A 14,651-nucleotide genomic window follows, 5' to 3' on the forward strand; every position below is an offset into this window, starting at 1 on the left:
CCGGCAGCTGCCGGGGGTGGGCACAGGGAGGACATCCATGCGGATCACGCGCGCGATCATGGCGGTCGTGGTCGTACTGTCGGCCGGCGTACTGGCTGGCGCGGCGCACGCGGCGTCACCGTTCACCGTGGTCAACGGCTCGATCCAACCGGCGACGGGCACGCCCCGGCCGCCGTCGGGCACCCACGCCACGCTGTGGCACAACGCCAGCTACGCCAGCATCCCGGTGCGGGGCGCCGGCCGGCTGGTCTTCGGGGCGATCGGCGATCACTGCGACGGCTGGCCGACCCTGCGGGTCAGGGTGGCCGGCGAGGTGATCGGCGAGGTCACCGTGACCAGCGCCACCGACTACGGCAGCTATCCGGTCGGTGAGCAGCTGCCGGAGGGGCGGCACGACGTTCGGATCGAGCTGGTCAACGACAGGTACACCGGCGCGTGCGACCGCAACGCACACCTGGCGTACGTGCGGGTGCAGCCGCCGCCGGCGGTCGACGCCACCTTCACCTTCGCCGTGGTCCCGGACACCCAGGAGGAGGTGCTGTCCGCGGGCGACACCCGGCTGCGTCAGCGCGTCGACTGGCTGGTCGCCCAGCGCGCCACCCTCGACCTGCGTTTCGTCACGCACTCCGGGGATGTGGTGAACTACGACTCTCCCGGCCACGTGCAGTACGAACGGGCCCGGGCCGCGTTGCGTCCACTGGAGACGGCCGGCATGCCGTACACCCTCGCCGTGGGCAACCACGACACCCAGGCCGCCGGGCCGGACGGGGAGTTGCGCAGCCCCGCCGGGCAACTGCTGCGTGACACGACGGTGTTCAACAGGTACTTCACGGCGGGCCGGTTCGGGGCGGTGCGTGGCCAGTTCGAGGCCGGCAAGGTGGACAACGCCTACGCCACCTACACCGCCGGCGGCGTGCGGTGGCTGGTGCTGAGTCTGGAGCTGTGGCCGCGCCGGGCGGCGGTCGCCTGGGCGAAGGCCGTCGTGGCCGCCCATCCCCGGCACAACGTCGTCATCGTCACTCATCACTACCTGGAGAGCGACGCCTCGATCGGCCAGTCGGCCGGCTACGGCTCGACCAGCCCACGGTACCTGTTCGACAACCTCGTGGCGCGATACCCCAACATCCGGTTCGTCTTCTCCGGCCACACCGGTACGGCGGCGTCCCGGGTGGACACCGGCGTGCACGGCAATCGGGTCCACTCCTTCCTACAGACGTTCCACTCGCGCCGGACCAACCCGGTGCGGCTGGTGGAGATCGACACGGCTGCCGACTCGCTGCGTACCTGGATCTACGCGCCGCACACCGACGAGGAGTTTCCGGCGCACGAGCGTACGTACGCCGGGCTCGGCCTGCTGCGGTGACGTGCCGGTGGCGGGGCGCGCCCCGCCACCGGCACCGGACCGGCCGGCCGAGGCTGTCTCGAAACTATCTTAGAACTGTCTCGTTATTGTCGTCCGCGTCGAGGTGGCGGTAGACGGTGGCGCGCGAGACGCCGAACTCGGCGGCGATCTCGTCGGCCGAGTGGGTGCCCGCCAGATGCATCCGCCGGGCGGACCGTACCTGTTCCGGGCTCATCGACCGGGGTCGCCCCGGCCGCCGCCGCCCCACCCGCTCGGGCGTCGCGGAAACGGTGCCGGAGGTCGCCTCGGTCACCGGTGTCGTCAGGTCGGTCGCCGGTGCGGACCGGTCCACCGGCTCCGCCACGTCGGGTGGCGTCTCGCCGAGCAGGCGACAGGCGCCGTCGAGCATGTCGCCGCGCAGCACCGACGCGGGCACGTCGATCATGAACACCACCGGATCGCTGCACATGGCGATGGCCTGGACCGCCCGGACCCGATCCCGGCGTCCGGCGTCCGGTCCGGCGACGATCTCGTTGGCGCGCATGGCGATCTGCATCAGCCGGTGGTACGTGCTGCCCCGGTCGACGAGCGCGAGGTCGTGAAAGAGCATGCCGAGCGGGCCGCGGTGCGCGAGCATGGTGTCCACCCAGCCCTCCAGCAGCGTCCATCTCGCCTGCTGGCCGGGCAGTGCCCCGGCCTTGTCCAGCAGCGCCTCCAGGTCGCGGATCAGCGGCTCGGCCAGTGCGGTGAGCAGATGCGCCTTGCTGGGGAAGTGGTAGAGGATGGCGGCCTTGGTCAGCCGCAACCGTTCGGCGATCTGCCGCAGCGAGGTGCGTTGGTATCCCTGCTCGGCGAAGAGGTCCGATGCGGTGCGCAGGATCCGGCTGCGGGTGCCGTCGGTCTCCTCCCAGCTCATGGGCCAAGCGTAGTGCCTCCTGACCGCCGGGCGGGACGCCTCGCGTCAACCCCTTACCATCGGTCAGTACAGTGGTTCGCTAGACACCGGTACGACGGGAGGCACCATGTCCGTGATCTCCATCGAGAACCTCGTCAAGACCTTCGGCGGCGTACGCGCGCTCGACGGGCTCGACCTGACGGTGGAACCGGGGGAGGTGCACGGATTCCTCGGACCCAACGGCTCGGGCAAGTCCACCACCATCCGGATCCTGCTCGGCCTGCTGCGCCGCGACTCGGGGCAGGTCCGCATCCTCGACGGCGACCCGTGGCGCGACGCGGTCACCCTGCACCGGCGCCTGGCGTACGTGCCGGGCGACGTCAACCTCTGGCCCAACCTCTCCGGCGGTGAGGCGATCGACCTGTTCGGCGCGCTGCGCGGCGGGCTGGACCGGCGTCGGCGCGACGAACTGCTGCGACGCTTCGATCTGGACCCGACGAAGAAGTGCCGCACCTACTCGAAGGGCAACCGGCAGAAGGTCGCCATCGTCGCCGCCTTCGCCTCCGACGTCGAGCTGTACGTGCTGGACGAGCCCACCTCCGGGTTGGACCCGCTGATGGAGGCGGTGTTCCAGGAGGAGGTCCGCCAGCTCACCCAGGCCGGCGCCAGCGTCCTGCTCTCCAGCCACGTGCTGGCCGAGGTCGAGGCGCTCTGCGACCGGGTCAGCATCATTCGGGAGGGCCGGATCGTCGAGTCCGGCACGCTGTCCGAGCTGCGGCACCTGGCGCGTACCACAGTCACCGTCGAGACCGGACGGCCGGTGACCGGCCTCACGGAGCTGCCTGGCGTGCACGAGGTCCGCCCGGTCGACGGTCGCGTCCGGCTGGAGGTCGAGCCCGAACACCTCGACGCGCTCCTGGCCCACCTGGTCCGCTTCGAGGTCCGCGCGCTGACCAGCACACCGCCCACCCTTGAGGAACTGTTCCTGCGGCACTACGGCGAGGCCGTCAACGGTGACCGGCAGGCGAAGACCGGAGGCACCCGATGAGCGCCTTCACCGGCACCGGCCGGCTCACCCGGCTGGCCCTGCGTCGCGACCGGGTCCGGCTGGCCATCTGGACGCTCGGCAGCCCGCTGATCGGCTACGCCCTCGCCGAGAGCGTGGCCAGCATCTACCCCGACGAGCAGAACCGCATCGGGTACGCCGAGGTGGCCAACACAAGTGTCGTCGCCCGCGCCTTCAACGGCCCGGTCGCCAGCACCGACCTCGGTGCCGTGGTGGTCACCGAGACGTACCTCACCCTGGCCGTGCTCGCCGCGCTGCTCAGCACCTTCGCCGTGGTCCGGCACACCCGACAGAACGAGGAGACCGGCCGCGCCGAACTGCTCGGCGCGGCCGCCGTCGGCAGGTACGCGCTGCTCACCGCGGCCCTGGTCGTCGTGGTCGGCGCCAACGTGCTGGCCGGTGCGCTGCTCGCGCTCGCCTTCGTCGGTGCCGGGCTGCCGGCCGCCGGCTCGGTGGCCGCCGCCGCCGCGATCGTCGGGGTCGGCCTCGCCTTCACCGGGGTGGCCGCCGTCACCGCCCAACTCTCGGTGACCTCCCGGGGTGCGAACGCGCTCGCCGCCGCCACGGTCGGGGTGGCGTTCCTGCTGCGGGCCACCGGTGACGTGCTCGGTGAGCGCGCCGCCGACGGGGTACGCCTGGACAGCGCCTGGCCGACCTGGTTGTCGCCGCTGGGCTGGGGCACCCAGATCCGTGCCTTCGGCGGCGAGCGGTGGTGGGTTCTCGCGCTGCCGGTCGCCCTGCTGGCCGTCGGGGTCGCCGGGGCGTACGCGCTCGCCGAACGGCGCGACCTCGGGGCCGGCCTGCTCGCCGCCCGCCGGGGGCCGGCCACCGCCGCCGCCGGCCTGCTCAGCCCGGCCGGACTCACCTGGCGGCTGCACCGCGGCGCGTTGACCGGCTGGGCGGTCGCGGTGGCGGTGCTCGGCCTCGCCATGGGCCTGGCCGGCAACGAGGTCGACGACATGATCGCCGACAACCCGGCCGCCGCCGAGGCGATCGCCCAACTCGGCGGCGGGGCCGAACTGGTCGACGCCTTCCTGGCGGCGATGCTCGCGCTGTTCGCCCTGACCCTCGGGGCGTACGTCGTGCAGGCCCTGCTGCGGGTGCGTGGCGACGAGTCCGACGGCATCCTCGAACCGTTGCTCGCCACCGCCGTCAGCCGCTACCGGTGGTTGGGCACTCAGGTGGCCGGCGCGGTGCTCGGTGCGCTGGCGCTGATGCTGCTGGCCGGCGCCACCACCGGCCTCGGGTACGGGCTGGCGGTCGGTGACCCGGTCGGCTGGACCGTCGAGCTGACCGGTGCGGCGCTGCTGTGGTTGCCGGCCCTGCTTGTCGTCGCCGGGGTGGTGACCGCCCTGTTCGGGGCGCTGCCGCGTCTGTCGGTCGCGTTGAGCTGGGCGGTGCTCATCGTGTTCCTGCTGCTCGGCCAGCTGGGTGCCGCGCTGGACCTGCCGCAGGCGGCGCTGAACCTCTCCCCGTACACCCATGTGCCGTCGGTGCCCGCCGTCGACGTCACCGTCCTGCCCCTGGTGGTGCTCACCGCCGTCGCCGCCGCGCTGCTCGCGCTCGGCCTAACCACCTTCCGCCGCCGCGACACCCCCACCTGAGCCCGCCTGAGCCCGCCTGATCCGTCTTGATCGTTTGCAGACGAGTGACTCGACACGCCGCTGCCACTGTCACTCGACTGCAAACGATCAAGACCCCCATCACAAGCAGCGCTGGGACGACGTGTTGTGCACAGCTTGTCGCGGCGTCCACAGGGGGCTGCGGGGTCGGCGTGGCCTGGGGCAGGCTCGGTCGCCGTGGATGCCGTGCTCCGATCGCTCGTCGAGGCTGGTGGTGGTGTGGTGACCCGCGCCCAGGCCCTTGAGGTGGTACCGCCGTGGACGTTGCGGCGGGCGTACCGCAGTGGCTGGCTGCGTCGCGTGCTGCCGGCGGTCTACGTCGACGGCTCGTTGCTCACCGGCCCGGAATCGCCCAGCGCACTCGCCAGGGTGAAACCCGAGGTCGCTCGGCGGGCGGCGCTCGCGTACGCCGATGGCCGGGCGGCCTTGAGCGCGTTGACCGCGCTTGACGGGTACGGCCTTCGGCCTCAACCGGCCGGCGAGCCCGTGTATCTCGATGTGCCGGCTGGTACCGGGCTGCGGAGCAAGGAGAGTCTGGCGGTGCGGCATCGGACGGCATTCACGGCGGAACCACCACACGTCGTGGTGCGACGGGGCCTGCCTCTCGTCCGGCTGGAGGAGGCGTTGGTGCGCTCGTGGCCGTTGTTGTCCGAGGAGAGCCGCATCGGGCCGGTTGTCCGCGCCGTGAACGACCGGATGACCACTGGGCACCGGCTCCGCAACGCGCTCGCTCCGAAGCTGACCGGGCGGGCGGCGCTGTCCGCACTCATCGACCGGCTCGACGCTGGCTGCCGCAGCCCGCTGGAGATCTGGGGTCATGACCGGGTCTTCACCGGTCCGGGGATGCCGGTGCTGATGCGACAGGTGCGTGTCCGGGTGAACAAGCGAACCATGTACCTGGACCTGTTCGCCGAGCAGGAGCGAGTCAACATCGAGCTGGACGGTGCCACCTCGCACGGCGACCCGCGCCAGCGTGAGATCGATCTGCGACGCGACGCGTTACTCGCCACGGTCGGCATCCTGGTGGTCAGGTTCAGCCACCGTCGCCTCGTGCGGGAGCCCGACGAGGTGCGCCGGGAGACCCTCGCGATCCTCGCCGGCCGCCGTCGCTGACCAACGACTGCCCGAGGTCACAGCACCTGGGACAGGAAGCGGCGTAGCCGGGGGTGCTGCGGCGACTCGAAGACGGACTCCGGCTCGCCGGCCTCCAGCACCACCCCGGCGTCCATGAAGGCGACCGTATCGGCGACCTGGCGGGCGAAGCCCATCTCGTGGGTCACCACCACCATCGTCATGCCCTGGGCGGACAGCTCCGCCATCAGCGCCAGCACCCCCTTGACCAGTTCCGGGTCGAGCGCGGAGGTGGCCTCGTCGAAGAGCATCACCTGAGGCTGCATGGCCAGGGCCCGTGCGATGGCGACCCGCTGCTGCTGCCCGCCGGACAGGTGAGCGGGCCGGGCGTCGGCCTTGGCGGCCAGGCCGACCCGGTCGAGTTCGGCCCGGGCCCGGGCCACCGCCTCGTCCTCGCCGAGCCTGCGGATGCGACGCAACGGCAGCGTGATGTTGCGCAGCACGCTCATGTGCGGGAAGAGGTTGAACTGCTGGAACACCATGCCGATCCGCTGCCGCAGGGCGTCCGGGTCGTCGCGCAGCACGCTGCGCCCGTCCAGCAGCACGTCGCCCCGGTCCGGTTCGAGGAGCCGGTTGACGGTACGCAGCAGGGTGGACTTGCCCGACCCGGACGGGCCGATGACGCACGCGGTGCCGCCGCGCGCCACGTCCAGGTCCACCCCGCGCAGTACCCGGTGACGCCCGAAGGCGAGGTGCACGTCGCGCAGGCTCAGGCTGACCGAGGTGTTCATCGTTGGTTGCCTCCGGCGGCGCCGGGCAGCGCCAGGTCCAGGTCGTCGGGGTCGTCGGTCGGTCCGGCCGCCGGCCGGCCGTGCCGCAGTCGCTTGTCGATCCAGTTGACGGCGTGGGTCAGCGGCACGGTCAGCGCGAGGTAGAACAGCCCAGCCAGCAGCAGCGCCGACTGGTTGCCGGTGTTGGCCGCGTAGTCCTGACCGATCCGGAACAGCTCGCGCTGACTGGCCAGCAGGCCGAGGAAGTAGACCAGGCTGGAGTCCTTGATCAGGGCGATGAGCTGGTTGACCCAGGCCGGCAGGATCCGCCGGATGCCCTGCGGGATGATCACCCTCCGCATCGCCTCGCGCCAGGAGAAGCCCAGCGCACGGGCCGCCTCCAACTGGGTGGCCTCCACCGACTGGATACCCGAGCGGAAGATCTCCCCGAGGTACGCCGACGCGATAAGCGACAGCGCCAGGATGCCCAACGGGTACGGGTTCGGCCCCCACACCTGCATGCCCAGCGGGGCCAGGCCGACCCCGATCAGCAGGATCGTCGCCGCCGCCGGCAGGCCCCGGAACACGTCGGTCCAGACCCGCGCCGGCCACCGCAGCCAGCGGGTACGCGAGATTCCCGCCACCGCCAGCAGGATGCCGAGTGCCGAGCCGAGCAGGGCGGCGGTGACCGCCAGGATCAGCGTGTTCGGCAACCCGACGGTGAGCATCTCGGGTAACGCCTCACGCATCGACTCCCAGTCGAAGAACGTCTCCCACAGGGTGTGCAACGGATCCACGGGTCAACCTCCGCCCTGCTCGCTCGTGCTCCTACCGTCAGGAAGCGGCCGGAGCCGACACCTCGCCACTGCCCGGGGTGAAGTCGACCGGGATCGGCCGGCCCGGGTAGTACTGCTCCTGAAGGCGGGTCCAGGTGCCGTCGGCGATCACCTCGTCGAGGGCCCGGTTCAGCGCCTCGCGCAGCGCGTCGTTGCCCTTGGCGAAGGCGTACGCCGTCGGTGCCGGGCTGAGTTCCTTCGCCGCCACCGTGATCTTGCCGCCGCTGTCCGCGGCGGTCTTCTCGCCGATCTCGGCGGGGGCGATCCAGGCGTCGGCGGTACCGGCCTTGAGCTGGTTGATCGCGCCGTTGTAGTCGGGCACCCGGACCGGGTCGAGGCCCTTGTTCGTGGCGTAGTCGTCCTGGACGGTGCCCTGCACGACCACCACCCGCTTGCCGGGCAGTTCGTCGAAGCTGCGCAGCGCCGATCCGGCGGGCACGTCGAGCCCGAAGTAGCCGAAGTCGTACCCGTTGCCGAAGTCCACCGTCTTCTTGCGTGCCTCGGTGATGGTGATCGAGGAGCTGCCGACGTCGAACTTGCGGTTGCCGACCTGGGCGAGCAGGGCGGAGAAGTCGGTGCCGACGAACTCCACAGTCAGGCCGAGCTTGTCGGCGGCGGCGACCAGCAGGTCGTTGTCGAAGCCGGTGAACTTGCCGTCCTTGAGGTACACGTTCGGTGGTGCGTCGGTGAGGGTGCCGGCCCGCAGCACGCCCGGCTGCACCAGGTTGTACGGGTTGTCGGCCGCGTTGCCGGCGGAGTTCGAGCCGCAGGCGGTGAGGGTGGCGGCGCCGAGGATGGCGGCGACGCCGACGGCGGCGGCCCGGGTCAGGGCAGGAAGGAATCGCACAGGTGTCTCCTGGTTGAGCTGCGGCGGGCACGGACGTGCCACACCGACGGTCCGCCGCAGGGCGGACCGCTGGGATGGGGATCGATGACAGATCGGTCAGCCGACCCGTCAGGGATCAGTGACCGGGGCGCTGCGGTCAGCTACACGCGGCGCTACAGACCCGCATCATGTCGACGTGCCGACGCCGGGTCAGGCCCGGGCGGGCCACAGATCGATCGCGGTACGACATGGTTCTCCTCAAGGTCGTGATGACCTGGGAACCCAGGCCACGCTTGCACCGGTGGTTGCACCGATGCCTGGTCCTCACCCGGGGCACCCCTGCGCGGTGGAGGGTTGCCGGCCAGCGAGCCGGGGCTTGGCGCTGGCACTCATGACCTGCGGCCGAGGCTAGCAGCCGCTGACCGCCCAGCGTCCACCCGTTATGACCACCCTCACCCCGACCCCCCGTACGCCGACCTCCCACCCGGGGCGTACGCCGGTTGGGGTGTTGCCGGGGAAGCGCGTGATCCCTTACGGTCTGCTGAGCGGTGGGCGGTGCGGTCCGCATCCGAGAAGCCACCGCCGGTGATCCGTCACGTGGGCCGGGAGGGTGGAACTCCCAGGCCCGATGCGCGTGGCGGGTCGGGCCGGCGGGCGAACCCCGAACCGTGCGGCGGCGCGTCGAGGCGCCGGGCCGGCGGCGTCGGGAGCGCGGACATCCACCGGGAGCACCCGTGTATCTCACCCCTCACGAGCAGGACCGCCTGCTCGTCCACGTGGCGGCCGACGTCGCCCGACGTCGCCGCGAGCGCGGCCTGCGTCTCAACTATCCGGAAGCCGTCGCGGTGATCACCGCCTTCCTGCTCGAAGGGGCCCGCGACGGTGCGTCCGTGGTCGACCTGATGGCCGCCGGACGCACCGTGCTCAGCCGGGACGACGTGCAGGACGGCATCCCCGAGTTGCTGGGGGAGGTGCAGGTGGAGGCGACGTTCCCGGACGGCACCAAACTGGTGACTGTGCACCACCCGATCCCGTGATCCCCGGGGAGATCCTGCCGGCGGACGGGCCTGTCGAGATCAACGCCGGGCGGCCGGTGACCACGCTGCTGGTGGTCAACACCGGTGACCGGCCGGTGCAGGTCGGGTCGCACTACCACTTCGCCGAGGCCAACCCGGCGCTGGATTTCGACCGGGACGCCGCCTGGGGGCAGCGGCTCGCGGTACCGGCCGGCACCTCGGTGCGGTTCGAGCCGGGCGTGAGCCGCCGGGTGGACCTGGTGCCGCTGGGTGGCGCGCGGATCGTGCCGGGCCTGCGCGGCGAGTGCGCCGGAGCGCTGGACGAAGGACGGAAGGCGTGAGCATCGTGGAGCGGAACCGCTACGTGGCCCTCTACGGGCCGACCACCGGAGACCGGATCCGGCTGGCCGACACGAACCTGCTGATCGAGGTCGAGCACGACCACTGTGCCGGCGGTGACGAGGCGGTCTTCGGCGGCGGCAAGGTGATTCGCGAGTCGATGGGTCAGTCCCGGGCCACCCGCGCCGAGGGCGCCCTGGACACCGTCATCACCGGTGCGGTCGTCCTCGACCACTGGGGGGTGGTGAAGGCCGACGTCGGGCTGCGCGACGGGCGGATCGTCGCGCTTGGCCGAGCCGGCAACCCGGACACCATGGACGGTGTCCATCCGGACCTGGTCATCGGCCCGGCCACCGAGGTGATCGCCGGCAACGGCCGGATTCTCACCGCCGGGGCGGTCGACACCCACGTGCACTTCATCTGCCCACAACTGGTCGCCGAGGCGCTCGCCAGCGGAGTCACCACCCTGGTCGGCGGCGGCACCGGCCCGGCGGAGGGCACCCGGGCCACCACCGTCACCCCGAACGCCTGGCACCTGGCCCGGATGCACGAGGCCCTCGACACGTTCCCGGTCAACGTGCTGCTGCTCGGCAAGGGCAACACCGTCTCGGAGGAGGCGCTGTGGGAGCAGTTGCGGGCCGGGGCCGGCGGGTTCAAGCTGCACGAGGACTGGGGCACCACCCCGGCGGCGATCGACGCCTGCCTGCGGGTCGCCGACGCCTCCGGCGTGCAGGTCTCCATCCACACCGACACGCTCAACGAGGCCGGATTCGTCGCCGACACCCTGCGCGCCATCGGCGGCCGGGCGATCCACTCGTACCACACCGAGGGCGCCGGCGGCGGGCACGCGCCGGACATCATCACCGTCGCCGGTGAGCCGAACGTGCTGCCGTCGTCGACCAACCCGACCCGCCCGTACACCCGCAACACCCTCGCCGAGCACCTCGACATGCTGATGGTCTGCCACCATCTCAACCCGGCCGTGCCGGAGGACCTGGCGTTCGCCGAGAGTCGGATCCGACCGTCCACGATGGCGGCCGAGGACCTGCTGCACGACCTCGGGGCGATCTCCATCATCGGCTCCGACTCGCAGGCGATGGGGCGGATCGGAGAGATCGTGCTGCGTACCTGGCAGAGCGCACACGTGATGAAGGCGCGGGTGGGCGCCCTGCCCGGCGACGGCGCCGCCGACAACCACCGGGCCCGTCGGTACGTCGCGAAGTACACCATCTGCGCGGCCATGGCCAACGGACTCGACCACGAGATCGGGTCGGTGGAGCCGGGCAAGCTCGCCGATCTGGTGCTGTGGGAGCCGGCTTTCTTCGGCGTACGACCGCACCTGGTCATCAAGGGCGGCATGATCGCGTACGCGCAGATGGGTGACGCGAACGCCTCGATCCCCACCCCGCAGCCGATGCTGCCCCGACCGATGTTCGGGGCGTACGGCGGCGCGGCTGCCGCCACCAGCCTGGCGTTCGTGGCACCCGCGGCGGTGGAGGCCGGGCTGCGGTTGGACGTGCGGCGTCGGGTGGTGCCGGTGGCCGGCGTACGGTCGCGCGGCAAGACCGACCTGCCGGAGAACAACGCCCTACCGCGCATCGAGGTCGACCCGGACACCTTCACCGTCCGGATCGACGGTGTGGTGGTGGAGCCGGATCCGGTGACCGAACTGCCCATGGCCCAGCGGTACTTCCTGTTCTGATGGCCACCCCGACGATGCTGCTGCTCCTCGCCGACGGGCGGTTCCCGGCCGGCGCGCACGCCCACTCGGCCGGATTGGAGGCGGCCGTCGCCGCCGGCCGGGTGACCGATCTGGACACCCTGGCGGAGTACCTGCGGGGTCGGCTGGCCACTGCGGGACTGGTCACGGCGGCGTTCGCGGCGGCGGCCCGTGGCGTGGCGTGGTCGGCCGGCCGCTCCGCCGCGCTGGCCCGACTCGACGCCGAACTGGACGCCCGGACCGCCTCGCCCGCGCAGCGGTCGGTGTCCCGCCGGCAGGGCCGCGCACTGCTGCGAGCCGGCCGCCGGATCTGGCCGCAGGCCACCTTCGACGACCTGCCCGCCGCGCCGGACGGGCCACACCAGCCGCTGGTGCTGGGGCTGGTCGGTGCCGCCGCCGGTCTCAACCCCGGACAGGTTGCCACGGTCGCCGCCCACGCGACGGTGACCGGCTCGGCCAGTGCCGCCGTACGCCTGCTCGGCCTCGACCCGTACCAGGTGCAGGCCCTGCTGGTGCGGCTCGCCGGCGCCTGCGACGCCACCGCGGCGCGGGCGGCCCGCGCCGCCGAGGAACCACCGGAGCGGCTGCCCGCCGCCGCCGCTCCACTCGCCGACATCCATGCCGAAGCTCACGTCACCTGGGAGGTGCGTCTCTTTGCGTCCTGAATTCGATCACGACGAGTCCGTTCCCCACACCCACCCCGAGCCGGGGGTCGACCCGCACGCCCCGCTACCGACTGCCGCGCGGGCGTTGCGGGTCGGCATCGGCGGCCCGGTCGGCTCCGGCAAGACCGCGCTGGTCGCGGCGCTGTGCCGGGCGTTCGCCGACGAGTTGCGCCTCGGCGTGGTGACAAACGACATCTACACCACCGAGGACGCCGACTTCCTCAAGCGCGCCGGGGTGCTCGATCCGACCCGGATCAGGGCGGTGGAGACGGGCTGCTGCCCGCACACCGCCATCCGCGACGACATCGGCGCCAACCTCGACGCCGTCGACGAGCTGACCGACGCGTTGGGCCCGTTGGACCTGGTGCTGGTGGAGAGCGGTGGCGACAACCTGACCGCCACGTTCAGCCGGGGCCTGGTGGACCGGCAGATCTTCGTGGTGGACGTGGCCGGCGGGGACAAGGTGCCCCGCAAGGGCGGCCCCGGGGTGACCGCGGCCGACCTGCTGGTCATCAACAAGACCGACCTGGCGCCGATGGTCGGTGCCGACCTGTCCGTGATGGACCGCGACGCCCGGGCCCGTCGAGGCGACCTGCCGACGGTGTTCCAGTCCATCAGCGAGGATCCCCTGGCGACCCAGGTCGCCGCCTGGATCCGTCACGAACTGGCCCACCACCGGGCCGCGCAGTCCACGCCGGCCGGCCCGGTACCCGCCGGGCAGGCCTGATGCGGGCCACCGCCCGGCTGGTGGCCCGCGTCGACCGGCGCGGCCAGACCGTGCTGGCCGAACTGCGCGGCGAGAGCCCGCTGCTGCTGCGCCAGGTACCGGCCCCCGGCGGTGGTGTCACGGTGTACGTCGTCGGCGGAGCGGCCGGTCCGCTCGCCGGTGACGACCTGCGGCTGGACGTCGAGGTCGGCCCCGGCGCGGTGGTCCGTGTGCACACGGTGGCCGCGTCCGTCGCGCTGCCGGGCCGCCCCGGCGCGGTGTCCCGGACGCTTCTCCGGGCCACCGTCGCCGAGCGGGCGGCCCTGTTCTGGCTGCCCGAGCAACTGGTCGCGGCGGCCGGCTGCGCGCACGTCGCGGACTCGCAGGTGGCCGTCGCGGCCGGGGGCACCCTGCACTGGCGGGACGAGCTGATCTGCGGGCGGCACGGCGAGCAGCCCGGCAACATCGAGATCAACACCTGGGTCGACCTGGACGATCGGCCGCTGCTGCGGCAGTCCCTGGCGGTCGGGCCGAACGCCGCCGGCTGGGCCGGACCGACGGTGTTGGCCGGCGCGTCCGCTACGGGTTCGCTGCTGATCGTGGACCCGGCCCGACCGGCGCAGTCGGCTGCGGTGTGCGGTACGCGGGCCCGACTGCCGCTGGCCGGCGGCCCGGCGACCCTGTGGAGCGCCACCGCGCCGGACGCGCACACCCTGCGGGAGTACCTCGAACCCGACACCGCGGCGGATACCATCGCTGCCTCGGCCGGGGGAGAGGAGCGTGAGGTTGTACGAGTTGGGTGAGGTCGTCGCCGAGCGGCGGATCGCGATGGTCCTTCCTGACGACGGCACGTCGGAGCTGGTCGTCCGTTTCGGCAAGCCGCACCCCGACCCGCTGCCGGGCGGTGACTGGTGCTGCCCGTTCCAGATCGAAGGGCTGGCCGACGGTGCGGTCGACGCCGCGTTCGGGGTGGACTCCCTGCAGGCGATGCTGCTGGCCGCGTACCGCGTGCGGCTGCTGCTGACCGAACACGCCGAGCGGACCTCGGCTCGACTGGACTGGCTGGGACAGCCGGACCTCGGCCTGCGCGTCGACCCGGGCCTGTTGTCCCAGGACGTCACCACCCGGAGCGCCTACCTCGCCGCCGCCGACGTCGCCGCCTCGCTGCTGCGTACGCCGGTGCTGGCGGAGCGCTGGACGACGCCGAGCGCCCTGCCGTACTACTCGACCGGCGGGCTGGCCCGGCACCTCGCCAACCAGATCACCCGGACTTCGGAGCTGCTCGACGCGCCGCCCGGGCAAACCGCGATCGACGTCCTGGCGCACTTCACCGGCAGCGGCTGGGTCACCACCGGCGCGGAGGAGGCGGACAACACCGACATCCGCGAACGGGGTGAACGGGCCGCCGCCGAGACCGACGCCGCCCAGCTCGCCGTGGAGGTGGACGGGGTTCTGGCGAAGCTGCGCCGTACAGTGCCGGCACAGCCGCCGTATCGGATCGTCGACCTCGGCGACTGGGGACTGGCCGTCGACGACTTCCTGCTGACCCGGCTGTTGGAGCTGGTGGTGCACACCGATGATCTGGCGGTCAGCCTGGGCCTGCCGACGCCCGAGATGCCGGCCGCCGCCACCGAACTGACAACTGACCTGCTCACCCGGATCGCGGCCTGGCGGCACGGTCCGCTCGCGGTGGTGCGGGCACTGTCCCGTCGGGAACGGGCCCCGGAGACGATAAGCGCACTCTGACCGGTCCGGTATCAGCAGTGTCCTTTGTGGT

The 14,651-nt window shown here is 72.3% G+C and carries 15 protein-coding genes and 1 riboswitch; of the genes, 11 read left to right on the forward strand and 4 right to left on the reverse strand.

Annotated elements, in window-relative coordinates; translation table 11 throughout:
• Positions 1-37: 37 nt before the first annotated feature.
• Positions 38-1,363, forward strand: coding sequence for a metallophosphoesterase (locus O7624_RS29965; RefSeq protein ID WP_282238275.1), 1,326 nt, complete (start codon positions 38-40; stop codon positions 1,361-1,363).
• A 64-nt stretch (positions 1,364-1,427) separates the two neighbouring features.
• On the opposite strand, the gene O7624_RS29970 is transcribed toward O7624_RS29965, so the two are convergent.
• Complete coding sequence (locus O7624_RS29970; RefSeq protein ID WP_282238276.1) at positions 1,428-2,258, reverse strand: TetR family transcriptional regulator; 831 nt, start codon at positions 2,256-2,258, stop codon at positions 1,428-1,430.
• A 106-nt stretch (positions 2,259-2,364) separates the two neighbouring features.
• Here O7624_RS29970 and O7624_RS29975 point away from each other — a divergent pair, with 106 nt between their 5' ends.
• The 3 genes from O7624_RS29975 to O7624_RS29985 all read left to right on the forward strand — a co-directional run bounded on the left by O7624_RS29975 (position 2,365) and on the right by O7624_RS29985 (position 6,038).
• Positions 2,365-3,285, forward strand: a complete 921-nt coding sequence (locus O7624_RS29975) for an ABC transporter ATP-binding protein (RefSeq protein ID WP_282238277.1) — start codon at positions 2,365-2,367, stop codon at positions 3,283-3,285.
• The gene (locus O7624_RS29980; RefSeq protein WP_282238278.1) at positions 3,282-4,907 is read left to right on the forward strand and encodes an anibiotic ABC transporter; all 1,626 of its coding nucleotides are present in this window, start codon (positions 3,282-3,284) and stop codon (positions 4,905-4,907) included. Before O7624_RS29975 ends, O7624_RS29980 begins: the two co-directional genes overlap by 4 nt.
• Before the next feature lie 195 nt (positions 4,908-5,102).
• Complete coding sequence (locus tag O7624_RS29985; protein ID WP_282238279.1) at positions 5,103-6,038, forward strand: DUF559 domain-containing protein; 936 nt, start codon at positions 5,103-5,105, stop codon at positions 6,036-6,038.
• A gap of 17 nt (positions 6,039-6,055) precedes the next feature.
• On the opposite strand, the gene O7624_RS29990 is transcribed toward O7624_RS29985, so the two are convergent.
• The 3 genes from O7624_RS29990 to O7624_RS30000 are packed head-to-tail and all read right to left on the reverse strand — an operon-like array spanning position 6,056 to position 8,449.
• Complete coding sequence (locus tag O7624_RS29990; protein ID WP_282238280.1) at positions 6,056-6,787, reverse strand: amino acid ABC transporter ATP-binding protein; 732 nt, start codon at positions 6,785-6,787, stop codon at positions 6,056-6,058.
• On the reverse strand, positions 6,784-7,563 hold the full coding sequence (locus O7624_RS29995; protein WP_282238281.1) for an amino acid ABC transporter permease: 780 nt from the start codon (positions 7,561-7,563) through the stop codon (positions 6,784-6,786). Before O7624_RS29995 ends, O7624_RS29990 begins: the two co-directional genes overlap by 4 nt.
• 37 nt (positions 7,564-7,600) lie before the next feature.
• Complete coding sequence (locus O7624_RS30000; RefSeq protein ID WP_282238282.1) at positions 7,601-8,449, reverse strand: ABC transporter substrate-binding protein; 849 nt, start codon at positions 8,447-8,449, stop codon at positions 7,601-7,603.
• 263 nt (positions 8,450-8,712) lie between these two features.
• Positions 8,713-8,825: riboswitch (SAM riboswitch) on the reverse strand.
• A 337-nt stretch (positions 8,826-9,162) separates the two neighbouring features.
• On the opposite strand from O7624_RS30000, the gene O7624_RS30005 reads away from it, so the two are divergent.
• From O7624_RS30005 to O7624_RS30035, 7 genes are read left to right on the forward strand one after another with little or no spacing between them, the layout of a single operon-like run.
• Positions 9,163-9,465, forward strand: coding sequence for an urease subunit gamma (locus O7624_RS30005; RefSeq protein ID WP_093405864.1), 303 nt, complete (start codon positions 9,163-9,165; stop codon positions 9,463-9,465).
• Positions 9,462-9,785: an urease subunit beta gene (locus O7624_RS30010; protein ID WP_282238283.1), complete on the forward strand. Its 324-nt coding sequence runs from the start codon at positions 9,462-9,464 to the stop codon at positions 9,783-9,785. The genes O7624_RS30005 and O7624_RS30010 overlap by 4 nt, the downstream gene beginning before the upstream one ends.
• On the forward strand, positions 9,782-11,485 hold the full coding sequence (locus O7624_RS30015) for an urease subunit alpha (protein WP_282238284.1): 1,704 nt from the start codon (positions 9,782-9,784) through the stop codon (positions 11,483-11,485). Before O7624_RS30010 ends, O7624_RS30015 begins: the two co-directional genes overlap by 4 nt.
• Positions 11,485-12,168: an urease accessory UreF family protein gene (locus O7624_RS30020; protein ID WP_282238285.1), complete on the forward strand. Its 684-nt coding sequence runs from the start codon at positions 11,485-11,487 to the stop codon at positions 12,166-12,168. The genes O7624_RS30015 and O7624_RS30020 overlap by 1 nt, the downstream gene beginning before the upstream one ends.
• Positions 12,158-12,895, forward strand: a complete 738-nt coding sequence (ureG, locus tag O7624_RS30025) for an urease accessory protein UreG (protein ID WP_170863470.1) — start codon at positions 12,158-12,160, stop codon at positions 12,893-12,895. Before O7624_RS30020 ends, ureG begins: the two co-directional genes overlap by 11 nt.
• Positions 12,895-13,677, forward strand: a complete 783-nt coding sequence (locus O7624_RS30030; protein ID WP_282238286.1) for an urease accessory protein UreD — start codon at positions 12,895-12,897, stop codon at positions 13,675-13,677. Before ureG ends, O7624_RS30030 begins: the two co-directional genes overlap by 1 nt.
• Complete coding sequence (locus O7624_RS30035; protein WP_282238287.1) at positions 13,655-14,620, forward strand: maleylpyruvate isomerase N-terminal domain-containing protein; 966 nt, start codon at positions 13,655-13,657, stop codon at positions 14,618-14,620. The genes O7624_RS30030 and O7624_RS30035 overlap by 23 nt, the downstream gene beginning before the upstream one ends.
• Positions 14,621-14,651 lie beyond the last annotated feature (31 nt).

The sequence above is a fragment of the Verrucosispora sp. WMMD1129 genome, assembly GCF_029581255.1.
Lineage (GTDB): Bacteria > Actinomycetota > Actinomycetes > Mycobacteriales > Micromonosporaceae > Micromonospora > Micromonospora sediminimaris.

Excerpts from the sequence above, each read along its gene's own strand:
- O7624_RS29965 (WP_282238275.1), top strand. The coding sequence starts at position 38 with ATGCGGATCACGCGCGCGATCATGGCGGTCGTGGTCGTACTGTCGGCC.
- O7624_RS29970 (WP_282238276.1), bottom strand. The coding sequence starts at position 2,258 with ATGAGCTGGGAGGAGACCGACGGCACCCGCAGCCGGATCCTGCGCACC.
- O7624_RS29975 (WP_282238277.1), top strand. The coding sequence starts at position 2,365 with ATGTCCGTGATCTCCATCGAGAACCTCGTCAAGACCTTCGGCGGCGTA.
- O7624_RS29980 (WP_282238278.1), top strand. The coding sequence starts at position 3,282 with ATGAGCGCCTTCACCGGCACCGGCCGGCTCACCCGGCTGGCCCTGCGT.
- O7624_RS29990 (WP_282238280.1), bottom strand. The coding sequence starts at position 6,787 with ATGAACACCTCGGTCAGCCTGAGCCTGCGCGACGTGCACCTCGCCTTC.
- O7624_RS30020 (WP_282238285.1), top strand. The coding sequence starts at position 11,485 with ATGGCCACCCCGACGATGCTGCTGCTCCTCGCCGACGGGCGGTTCCCG.
- O7624_RS30030 (WP_282238286.1), top strand. The coding sequence starts at position 12,895 with ATGCGGGCCACCGCCCGGCTGGTGGCCCGCGTCGACCGGCGCGGCCAG.